10 protein-coding genes and 1 pseudogene are annotated in these 10,162 nt (G+C 64.0%); 6 read left to right on the top strand and 5 right to left on the bottom strand.

Going from position 1 to position 10,162, the window contains the following annotated elements:
* The 3 genes from VNW74_RS14700 to VNW74_RS14690 all read right to left on the bottom strand — a co-directional run.
* Positions 1–490, bottom strand: a 490-nt coding sequence (locus VNW74_RS14700) for an MlaE family ABC transporter permease (protein ID WP_325678021.1), incomplete at its 3' end; no start/stop codon positions are given.
* Positions 491–512: 22 nt separating this feature from the next.
* Entirely contained in the window at positions 513–1,319 is an 807-nt protein-coding gene (locus VNW74_RS14695; protein ID WP_325678017.1) for an ABC transporter permease, read from the bottom strand.
* A gap of 160 nt (positions 1,320–1,479) precedes the next feature.
* Positions 1,480–2,685: a CoA transferase gene (locus tag VNW74_RS14690; protein ID WP_325678015.1), complete on the bottom strand. Its 1,206-nt coding sequence runs from the start codon at positions 2,683–2,685 to the stop codon at positions 1,480–1,482.
* 282 nt (positions 2,686–2,967) lie between these two features.
* On the opposite strand from VNW74_RS14690, the gene VNW74_RS14685 reads away from it, so the two are divergent.
* From VNW74_RS14685 to VNW74_RS14675, 3 genes are read left to right on the top strand one after another with little or no spacing between them, the layout of a single operon-like run.
* On the top strand, positions 2,968–3,669 hold the full coding sequence (locus tag VNW74_RS14685; RefSeq protein WP_325678013.1) for an SDR family NAD(P)-dependent oxidoreductase: 702 nt from the start codon (positions 2,968–2,970) through the stop codon (positions 3,667–3,669).
* A 29-nt stretch (positions 3,670–3,698) separates the two neighbouring features.
* The gene (locus VNW74_RS14680; RefSeq protein ID WP_325678011.1) at positions 3,699–3,902 is read left to right on the top strand and encodes a ferredoxin; all 204 of its coding nucleotides are present in this window, start codon (positions 3,699–3,701) and stop codon (positions 3,900–3,902) included.
* Positions 3,899–5,263, top strand: a complete 1,365-nt coding sequence (locus VNW74_RS14675; protein WP_325678009.1) for a cytochrome P450 — start codon at positions 3,899–3,901, stop codon at positions 5,261–5,263. The genes VNW74_RS14680 and VNW74_RS14675 overlap by 4 nt, the downstream gene beginning before the upstream one ends.
* Positions 5,264–5,312: 49 nt before the next feature.
* Here VNW74_RS14675 and VNW74_RS14670 read toward each other — a convergent pair whose 3' ends face one another.
* Together VNW74_RS14670 and VNW74_RS14665 are read right to left on the bottom strand one after the other, a co-directional pair.
* On the bottom strand, positions 5,313–6,491 hold the full coding sequence (locus VNW74_RS14670) for an acyl-CoA dehydrogenase family protein (RefSeq protein WP_325678007.1): 1,179 nt from the start codon (positions 6,489–6,491) through the stop codon (positions 5,313–5,315).
* Entirely contained in the window at positions 6,475–7,485 is a 1,011-nt protein-coding gene (locus VNW74_RS14665; protein ID WP_325678006.1) for an acyl-CoA dehydrogenase family protein, read from the bottom strand. Before VNW74_RS14665 ends, VNW74_RS14670 begins: the two co-directional genes overlap by 17 nt.
* A gap of 128 nt (positions 7,486–7,613) precedes the next feature.
* On the opposite strand from VNW74_RS14665, the gene VNW74_RS14660 reads away from it, so the two are divergent.
* The 3 genes and pseudogenes from VNW74_RS14660 to VNW74_RS14650 form a co-directional block, all read left to right on the top strand.
* Positions 7,614–8,537, top strand: coding sequence for an NAD(P)-dependent oxidoreductase (locus tag VNW74_RS14660; protein ID WP_325678019.1), 924 nt, complete (start codon positions 7,614–7,616; stop codon positions 8,535–8,537).
* A 184-nt stretch (positions 8,538–8,721) separates the two neighbouring features.
* On the top strand, positions 8,722–9,822 hold the full coding sequence (locus VNW74_RS14655; RefSeq protein WP_325678004.1) for an amidohydrolase family protein: 1,101 nt from the start codon (positions 8,722–8,724) through the stop codon (positions 9,820–9,822).
* Positions 9,823–9,862: 40 nt separating this feature from the next.
* Positions 9,863–10,162, top strand: a pseudogene (locus VNW74_RS14650) (amidohydrolase); the annotation flags it as partial.

Here is a 10,162-nt window from a genome sequence, read left to right as displayed (position 1 = left end):
TGCTGACCAAGTAGGAAATCGGCCGAATCGCCATGGCTTCCAACGCATCGATTTCTTCGCTGATCCGCATGGCGCCCAATTGTGCGGTCACGCCGGCACCGAAGGTGGCGGCCAAGCCGATCCCGGCGACCACCGGCGCCGCGATACGGACGTTGATGAATGCCGCCAGGAATCCGGTCAGCGCTTCGATGCCGATATTGCCCAGCGAGCTATACCCCTGCACGGCGAGCGTGCCGCCGGCGGCCAGTGTCAGGAAGCCGACGATCGCGACGGTTCCGCCGATCATCGCCAATGTTCCTGCGCCCATGCTGATTTCGGCGACAAGGCGGATGATCTCCCGCCCGTAGCGGGTGATCGCGAAGGGTATGCCGGCGATCGCCTGCCCGTAAAACGCGGTGTGGTCGCCGATCGAGCCCAGAGTGGCGACCGGTCTGCGCCACTGGCCGAGCACCCCGAAAGTCCGGGGGTAGGTGGCTCTCAACGACTTAATCACCGTCACGGCAGGCGTCCCATCACTTCGTCGTGAATCGGATGCCGATCGCGGTAACGACCACGTTGACGACGAAGAGCGCCATGAACGCATACACCACGGTTTCGTTGACGGCGTTGCCCACCGCCTTGGCTCCACCGGAGACTGTCAGTCCGCGGTAACACGCCACCAAGCCGGCGATGACGCCGAACAGCGCTGCCTTGACGCACGAGATGATCACCTCGGGCACCCCGGTCAGCAGCGTGATCCCCGCGGCGAACGCGCCCGGGTTGACGCCCTGCACGAACACCGAGAACACATAGCCGCCGGTGATCCCGATGATGACGACCAGGCTGTTGAGCAACAGCGCGACCAGACCAGCCGCGAGCATCCGGGGCGTCACCAGCCGCTGGACGGGGTTGATGCCCAGCACCTCCATCGCGTCGATCTCTTCGCGGATGGTGCGCGAGCCAAGGTCCGCACACATCGCCGTCGCACCGGCGCCGGCCACAATCAACACCGTCACCAGCGGGCCGACCTGAGTGACTGCGCCGAACGCAGCACCCGCACCACTGAGGTCCGCAGCGCCCAATTCCCGCAGCAGGATGTTGAGAATGAAGCTGATCAGAACCGTGAAGGGGATGGCGACCAAGAACGTCGGAAGTAATGCAACGCGCGCGATGAACCAGGACTGATCCAAGAATTCTCGCCACTGGAACGGCCTGCGGAACACAAACCTGACCGCGTCCGCCCCCATCGCGAAAAGCCCTCCGACGCCCTGCATCGCCCCCGAGAGACCGTTCGGCAGGCTGATCCCGGTGGACCAGCGCTCCGCCCCTTTAGTCGCCATGGGTGCCTACCATCCTCACGCCAGTCCCTCCCTTGCACTCGCGTGAGTTGGCGCACCCAACAACGCGGGCCGAACAAACCCCACTTTCTGAAGCGTCCGGCGATTATGACTCATGCCGCGTGCGGCGGGAGTGGGAATTGACAACCGAGGGACCTCCGAATTAAGTGACGGCACCGATAGTTTTGAGCTCGATGATGCGGTCCCAGTCCAATCCGAGCTCCATCAAGATGTCGTCGGTCTGCTCGGCGAACCCGGGAGCCGGCCCCGACTCGGGCGCGGCCACATCGAATTGCACAGGGTTGGCGACCAACTCGAGTTCGCCTGCCTGCACCACGTATTCGTTTGCCCGGATCTGAGCGTCGTCGGCTGCCTGCAAGGTGTCCTGAACGGGTGCCCACGGTCCGGCGAGCGTCGCGAAGCGTTCACTCCATTCGGCGAGACTGCGTGCGGCGATCGCTTTGGTGAGGATCCGCACGGCCTCCGCGGTGTTGGCGGCGATGTTTTCATCGGTGTCGAACCGCGGGTCGTCTGCCAGTTCCGGTTGGTCGATGTGACGGCACACGTCGGCCCAGAACTTGCTGGCTTGCATCATCACAAAGGAGATGTAGCGACCGTCGGATGTCGCATAGAGCCCCACCAGTGGGTTGATCGGCGAGCCGTGCACGCCGGGCGGGAACGCCTCCATGCGCTGGCCGAGATGCACCGTCAACGCCACGGTGTGGCCCATCGACCACAGACCGCTGCCCAGCAATGAGACATCCACTACCGACGGCTCATCGGTGCGCTCGCGTTTGAGCAACGCCGCCGCGATGCCGCCGGCGAGGTTCGTGCCGGAGATGGTGTCGCCGTAGGCGGGTCCGGGCGGCGCGATCATGCCCTCCATCCCGGCCGGGGTGATGGTGGCGGCGGTTCCGGCCCGACACCAGAAGGCGGTCATGTCGTACCCGCCTTTTTCCGACTCCGCTCCCCGCGGGCCCAAGGCGCTGCCTCGGGCGTAAATGATCTTGGGGTTGACCGCACGGATGTCGTCGACGTCGATGCCGAACTTCTTCCGGTGTCCCGGCAGGAAGCTGGTCAAGAAGACGTCCGAGCGGCGCGCAAGCTCGTAGAGCACTTCCTTGCCTTCGGGCACCGACATATCCAGGCCGAGGCTGCGCTTGCACCGGTTGGCGTGCTCGATGTTCGGATTGGGGTCGCCCTCGACGCGCAACAAGCCGGTCTGCCGCAGGCCGCGCTGCGGGTCACCGGTCACCGCGTGCTCGACCTTGATGACGTCTGCGCCCCATTCGGCCAGCACCGCACCCGCCGACGGGACGAACCCGTACATGGCGACCTCGAGGACGCGGATGCCTTCCAGCGGTCTCATCAGGCGACTCCCTGAACAGACACCGCAACGGCTCCTCGACATGTGGATAATTTCATTCTCATCCCGGGCGAATCTTACATTCCGGGAACGAGAATTCAACGAAACGCAAGAAACGAGACTGCCATACTCGGAGACGGTTAGGCCGCCCCGAATTCACAGTGTCTTTGCAGGAAGAACGGGGTTTCTCGGCCGCCTTGCGAGCCTGTGTAACGTGAGAGTAAGGTTCTCATAATTGGAAGGGAGGTTCTTTGTGCCTGAGACGGTCTTTGACGGGGTCACCGGGTGACAACGGCCGTCGTCACCGGAGGCGGTTCCGGAATCGGCCTGGCTGTCGCTGAGCGGCTCCGTAGGGACGGCTACCGAGTCGCGACCGTCGACCTCAAGCCGTCCGAGACGCAACTCGCCTTCACCGCCGACGTCACCGACCGTTCGCAAGTGGACGCTGCGCTCGCGGCGGTCCGCGAGCAACTGGGCCCGATCACCGTTCTGGTCAACGCCGCCGGACTGGACGGGTTCAAACGGTTCAACCACATCGCGTTCGAGGAATGGCAGCGGCTGATCGACGTCAACCTCAACGGGGTCTTCCACATGATCCAAGCCGTGCTGCCCGACATGCTGGAAGCCGGGTGGGGTCGCATCGTCAACATCTCCTCGTCGAGCACCCACTCCGGCGCTCCGTACATGGCTCACTACGTGGCGGCCAAATCCGCGGTCAACGGGCTCACCAAATCGCTGGCGCTGGAGTACGGGCCCAGCGGCATCACGGTCAACGCGGTGCCGCCGGGTTTCATCGACACCCCGATGCTGCGGAGCGCCGAGGAAAACGGCCACCTCGGCGACATCGAAAAGACGATCGCCGCGACGCCAGTGCGCCGGATGGGTAAGCCGGAGGACATCGCCGCGGCCTGCGCCTTCCTGGTCTCCGAGGAAGCCGGCTACATCACCGGGCAAATCCTCGGCGTCAACGGCGGCCGAAACACCTGAGAGGACAATCTGTTGGGACAGGGAAAGTTGTGAAAGTTCACGTTGATTCGGATCGCTGCCAAGGGCACACGCTGTGCGCGATGATCGCGCCGGATTCGTTTGTGCTTGACGACATCGAAGGTCATTCGTCGGCAGTCTCGGAAGACGTTCCACCTGACCAGGAAGACGTCGTCCGGGAAGCCGCACAGTCCTGCCCGGAACAAGCGATCACGATTACCGAGTCCACATCGTGAGCGTCGACGACATCGTGAGCGACAGCGATCGGAAGAAGAACCGGTATCACTTCGACCGGCACACTCCCGAATATCGAACCCAATTCGAGCAAATCACCGAGGACATCCACGCCAAGTGCCCGGTGGCTTGGACCGACACCTACCAGGGCCATTGGGTCGCCGGCGGCAGCCAGGCGGTGTTCGAGCTCGCCCGATGCCCGGCCGTGTCCAACGATCACGACATCAACGGTGAACGTCGTGGCTACCAAGGTATTTCGATCCCGAAAGCCAAACGCGCAAGCGGTGTGCGAGGCGGCATCCTGGAGATGGACGATCCTGAGCACCGCATCTATCGCAACGAGCTCAACCCGTACCTGTCGCCGGCCGCGGTCAAGCGCTGGGCGCCTTTCATCGACGACGTGACCCGCGCGTGCCTCGACGAGAAGATCGAGGAAGGCCGCATCGACTTCGTCGACGATCTTGCCAACATCGTGCCGGCGGTGCTGACGCTGGCGATGCTGGGTATCCCACTGAAGAATTGGGCGATCTACAGCGAGCCGGTCCATGCCTCGGTCTACACCCCGGAGCACTCCCCGGACATCGACCGCATTGTCGCCATGCATCGGCAGATGGGCTTGGATCTGCTGAACAACATGATCGAGATCCGGGAGAACCCGCGGCCGGGAATCGTGAACGCGCTCATCCAGCTGCGGATCGACGGGGAGCCCGCTCCCGACCTGGAAATCATGGGCAACCTCGGACTGGTCATCGGCGGCGGATTCGACACCACCACGGCGTTGACCGCCCACTCGATGGAATGGCTCTCCCAGCACCCCGATCAGCGCGAGCGGCTCAGCCGCGAGCGGGACACCCTGCTTGACTCAGCCACCGAGGAATTCCTGCGGTACTTCACCCCGGCCCCCGGCGACGGACGGACCTTCTCCGACGACGTCGAGATCGAAGGAACACAGTTCAAAGAGGGCGAGCGGTTGTGGATTTCCTGGGCGATGGCCAATCGCGATCCGTCAGTGTTCACCGAGCCCAACAAAATCATCATGGATCGTAAAGGCAACCGCCACTTCAGCTTCGGCCTCGGCGTGCATCGCTGCATCGGCTCGAACGTGGCCCGCACCGTGTTCAAATCCATGCTCACCGCGGTGCTTGACCGGATGCCGGACTACAACTGCGACCCCGAGGGCACCGTCCACTACGAGACCATCGGCGTCATCCAGGGCATGCGACACCTGCCGGCCACCTTCACCGCCGGCCCCCGCCTTGGCGCCGGTCTCGACGAAACGCTGCAGAAGCTGCAACGTATCTGCGACGGGCAGGAGCTGGCCAGGCCCATCACCGAACGCAAGGAAGCCGCGGTCATCGACTGACTACCCGCCGAGCGTGAAGCCAGCCGCACCTTCGCAACGCTATCGCCGGTCAGCGGGTGGGCAATCCGAGCACCCGTTGGGCAATGATGTTGCGCTGGATCTCGGAGGTTCCGCCGGCGATCGTGCCCGAGAAGCTGCGGGCGTATCGCTCGAACCAGCTGCCGAAGTAGTGGTCGAGGTTCATCGGCGCGTAGGCACCCGTCAGTGCGGGGTGCGCCAGGCCATCGGATCCGGCTGCTGTTAAAGCGTTTTCACACGCTTGCCGCTCGGCTTCTGAACCGAGCAACTTGAGCACCGACAGCGCAGGGACATCCTCCTCCCCACGAGCGGCGCGGGCCAGGGCCACCGACCCGAGCAGGCGTAGTGCAGAAAAGTCCATCAGCGTGGTGGCGTACTGGTCACGTTCGAGTGCGTTGGTGGGATGGAAATCGGCGAGGACATTGTCCAGCCGATCGGCGAACCCCAGCCACATCATCGTGCGTTCGTGCCCCAGCGATCCGTTGGCCACCCGCCAGCCCTGGTTGAGCGGGCCGACCAGATTTTCGGCCGGCACTCGCACGTCGGTGAAGAACACCTCGTTGAAGTCCAGATCATCCTGCCCGCAGATGGAAGGAAATGGCCGGCGCACCACGCCTGGAGTATCGGTGGGGATCAGCAACACGCTGATCCCCTTGTGCTTGGGGGCATCTGGATCGGTACGCACAAAGGTCAGCAACACGTCCGCATCATGCGCGCCCGACGTCCATACCTTCTGGCCATTCACGACAAAATCATCACCGTCACGGGCCGCTTTTGTGCGTAGCGACGCCAGATCCGACCCGGCGCTGGGTTCACTCATCCCCAACGACGCGGTGATTTCGGCGCGCAGGATCGGCACTGCCCAACGCTGTTTCTGCTCGTCAGACCCGAACGAAATCAGGGATGCCGCAATAATATTCACGCCCTGCGGGTTGAAACTGTGGTAGATCCGGCGCTGGCACAGCTCCGCCAAATAGACGTACTGCTGCAAGACGGTTGCGTTGCGACCGCCGAACTCCGGCGGCTGAGTAGGCAGCAGCCAGCCGTTGTCGAACAGCAGCCGCTGCCATCGGCGTGCCCAGGCCGGCATGTGCGACACCGACTTCGGCCGCTCCAACGCCTCAGCGGCGGCAGCCGGCATGTGCTCGTCGAGGAAGGCGACGAATTCCGCGCGGAATGCCTCGACATCGGGATCAAAGGTGAGCTGCACGGTACTCCTCGGTGATCATCGCCCGGTGCTCGGCGGCCCCGCCGAGCAGGAGCTCGCCGGCCTTGGCCCGCTTCAACGCGAATTGCAGGTCGTTCTCCCAGGTGAAGCCCATCGCGCCGAACAGTTGCAGGCCATGGCGAAAGACCAGCGACTGGCACTCGCCCGCGGCCGCTTTCGCCATTGCGGCGGCCAGCCGCCGACGCGGGTCGTCCTCAGCAATCGTCAACGCTGAGTAGTAGGCCAGTGCGCGGGCCCGCTCCACCGCGACGTGCATGTCGACGGCCTTGTGCTGAACCGCCTGAAACGAGCCGATCGGCACTCCGAATTGGTGACGGCTGCGCACGTGGTCCAGCACGAGATCCAGAATGCGTTGGCAAGCACCGACCATCGTCACGGCCATGCCCATCAGTGCCACATGATGCGCGCGCTCGGTATCGACACGCACCCGGGCGGTGTCGGGCACTCGAAGGCCGCTGAATGTCACATCGGCGACATGCAACACCGGGTCGAACACGGAACTGCGTCGCCTCGACACCTGCCCACCCACCTCGGCGGCGCTGACGATGAAGACCGCGGCATCGGTGACCACCGCCAACCACTCGGCACGATCCCCATCCAGCACATGCTTGGCCGTGCCGTCCAACACCCATTCGTCGGCATCCCGGTGCGCCGTCACCCCGGTGTAGACGGCGGTTCCGGATGCCTGCGGGTCGAACCGATCCGCCGCCAACGGTGCGAACTGGCTCATCGTCGCCAGAAACGGAGTCGGATCGGTGGCGCGGCCCAACTCTTCCAGCACAATGGCAAGCTCGACGGCAGTCCCCGGGTCGCTCATCTCGGTCCAGCCGTGCTCCACATAGGCCTTCCAGACCGGGGTGGGGTCCAGGCCATCTTCGGCGACACCTCGCACCAGCGCCGGCGGGCATTGCTTGCCAACGGCATCACGCACTGTCTCCTGCCAGAGCCGCTGATCGGCGTCGAATTCCAACAGCATCCGGCCAGCTCCTTAGATCAGTTAACGTGCTGTGAGAATACTATTCTCTTAATAGCACAGTGACAATCTCGCCAGGAACTTTCGGCAGCGCCGCAGCCGAGAGGGTCGGCGAGAGCAAGGCGGTCGAAGTGGAGATCGGATTTATTGGCTTGGGCCACATAGGCTTTCCGGTGGCACGGCGCCTCATTCAGGCGAATCACCGCGTCGTCGGATTCGACACTCGCGCGGAAGCACTGGACAGGGCCGTCGAGGTCGGAGTGCAGCCGGCCTCGTCGCCCAAAGAGGTCGCCGACCTGACGGAGACCGTGCTGGCCAGCCTGCCGTCGCCCCAAGTCGCACTGGCCGTAGCGGCCGGTGCCGGTGGCGTGATCGAGGGCAGCAGAGTCAAGCGTTACGTCGACCTCTCAACCGTCGGTAGCCGAACGGCGGTCCAGATTCATGATCTGCTCGCCGCACGCAATATCGCGACGGTCGACAGCCCGGTCAGCGGCGGCGTGAGCGGAGCCGAAAACGGGACACTGGCCTTGATGGTCTCGGGCCCCCGCGCGGAGTTCGACCTACTCAGGCCGGCTTTCGAGACGATCGGCAAGCCGCTTTACATCGGTGAGGCGCCCGGCTCCGCGCAGACGATGAAGCTGGCCAACAACATCCTGGCGGCCACCGTCCTGGTCGCGACTTCAGAAGTCGTCGTGATGGGCGTCAAGTCCGGTCTGGACCCCGGGGTGATGATCGACGCGCTCAATGCGGGCTCTGGCGCGACGAGTGCGAGCCGCGACAAGTTCCCGCGTGCGATCCTCCCGCGCACGTTCGACTACGGCTTTGCCACGGGGTTGATGGTCAAAGACGTACGGCTGTACCTCGACGAAGCGAAGGCCCTCGGTGTGCCGGTCGAGGTCGCCGAAGCGGTCGGGCGAATCTGGGAGACCGCCATGCATGACGAGGGCGCCGATTCGGATTTCACCTCGGCCATCAAACCGATCGAACGAGCCGCCGGCGTCACTGTCGGCCCAGTGGGCCCAGTGGGCGCGGGGAGCCCCGAACCAGGAGAATGATATTATCGGTGAGCAAGAACAACGCTTACACACGCTACCCGCAATTGCGCCCGCTACCAGGTGCGATGATTAATCGAAATGCTTACCGGAAACCCGTTGATTAGCGGTGAATGGGAATGTTAGATTGCCTATCGTATGGCCAGCAGGCCCGACGGGATCGTCGGAGCCGCGAAGGGCGGTTTAGGTGATAGAACACCCGGACGGGACACGTACGCCACTGATCGATGCCAGCGTGCACATCTTCTTCTCGTCCAATAAAGAGCTGCGGTCGGTTTTGCGCGAACCGTTCAAGAGTCGTGGTTTCCCCGACTACGAGATGGATTGGTACGGGGCGCCGGGCGGCGAGTACGCGCCCAACACCGAGGGGCCGGACCGCCAGTACCCGGGCTCGGACCCTGAATTCGTTGGCAATGAACTCTTTTCGAAGCGCGGCGTCGACATCGCGGTGCTGCATCCGATGGCGCGCGGCATCATGCCGGACCGGCATCTGGGCAGCGCGCTACACGCGGCTCACAACGAGATGATGGTGTCGAAATGGCTGGAGCACAGCCATTTCGGCGACCGGTTCCGCGGCACTATCCGGGTGAACCCCGACGACATCGCGGGTGCACTGAAGGAAATCGAGAAGTGGCGCTCGCACCCGCGGGTGGTCCAGATCGGCGTCCCACTGCAGTCGCGTGAGGTCTACGGCAAACCGCAGTTCTGGCCACTGTGGGAAGCGGCGGCCGAGGCGGGGCTTCCGGTGGCCGCGCACATCGAGGTCGGTTCGGGTATCGCCAATCCGCCGACCCCGAACGGCAATACCCGGGTCTACGAGCACTACGTGAGCTTCATGGCGCTGAACTACATCTACCACCAGATGAACATGATCGCCGAGGGCGTGTTCGAACGCTTCCCCGGCCTGAAATTCGTCTGGGGCGACGGCGCCGCGGATTTCATCACGCCGTTCATGTGGCGAATGGACACCTTCGGCCGGCCGCACCTCGAGCAGACGCCGTGGGCGCCCCGGATGCCGAGCGACTACCTGCCCGGGCATGTGTTTTTCGTCCAGGGCAGCCTCGACGGCCCCGGCGACACCGAGTTCGCCGGCGAGTGGTTCGGCTTCACCGGCAAAGAAGACATGGTGATGTTCGGCTCGAGCTACCCGCACTGGCAGTGCGGCGACATCCACAAATTGCCCAAGGCACTATCTGCCGCGCAACGGGAGAAGCTGTGCTGGCGCAACGCGGCCGACCTGTACGGCATCGACATTTCGGTCGACTCGGTCGACTGTGCGACCGGCTAGTCGCAGAATAGAAGAAGTTAGGGAGAGCGAGGAGATCGAAATGACGCTGACCCATTCACAAGAGCGCGTTCCGGCCGCCGAGCGCATCGCCGTGCGGTGCGTCGACTCGGATGTCCACCCGGTGCCCCGGCGCGGCGAGCTGGTCCAGTACATCCCCGAACCGTGGCGCAGCAACTACTTTCTGAGTCGCAATGTGGGCGACCAGATCTACTACGACGCCCCCGACTACGCGCACGCCTACGCGATGCGCACCGATGCATTCCCGCCGGACGGCGAGTTCCCCGGCAGCGACCCGGACATGGCGTTCCGCCAGCTGATCATGGAAGCGGGTTCCGACATC

Source organism: Mycobacterium sp. (genome assembly GCF_035570115.1).
Taxonomy (GTDB): domain Bacteria; phylum Actinomycetota; class Actinomycetes; order Mycobacteriales; family Mycobacteriaceae; genus Mycobacterium.
This window is presented reverse-complemented; position numbering and strand designations above follow the sequence as displayed.